Origin of the sequence: Aeromonas sp. EERV15 (assembly GCF_900079845.1) — a bacterium.
Classification (GTDB): Bacteria; Pseudomonadota; Gammaproteobacteria; order Enterobacterales; family Aeromonadaceae; genus Aeromonas; species Aeromonas sobria.
The window spans coordinates 1-436 of the sequence record NZ_FKKY02000172.1 but is presented as its reverse complement, the minus strand read 5'-3'; the positions used below and the strand labels follow the sequence as shown (position 1 = coordinate 436).

1 protein-coding gene is annotated in these 436 nt (G+C 68.1%); it reads right to left on the bottom strand.

Translation table 11 applies throughout. The features are described 5' to 3' along the window. Positions 1 to 432: cation:proton antiporter domain-containing protein (locus BN4575_RS23015; RefSeq protein ID WP_256029056.1), on the bottom strand; the 432-nt coding region annotated here is incomplete at its 3' end. Between the last annotated feature and the right edge of the window lie 4 nt (positions 433 to 436).

Genomic DNA, 436 nt, shown 5'->3' with positions numbered 1-436 from the left:
GTCCATCAGCTCCCAGAAGTCGTCCAGGTGCTCGCGGGTCTTCTCGCTCATCGCGCCGGCGCGCGCTTCATTCCCGATGAAGAGGCCAGCCACCACCATCGCGATCGGGCCGGAGATGTGAATCGCGTACGCCAGGGCGTAGCCGCCCGCCGCGGTCGCCAGCGAGAGCAGGACCTCGACCTTGTAGTCGTCGACCTTTCGCAGCATGGCGAGCGCCACGAAGCCGAGCGCGAGGCCGAACAGCACGCCGCCGATCGCCTCCTGGACGAACAGGAGGGAGAGCCTCGGCAGGTCGAAGCCCGTCGTCCCCGACGCCATCTCCAGGAGCCCGAGGAACGCGACGACGGCCACACCGTCGTTGAAGAGCGACTCCCCGGCTATCTTCATCTCGAGCTCCTTGGGCGCCCCCACGTGCTTGAGGACGCCGAGCACCGCG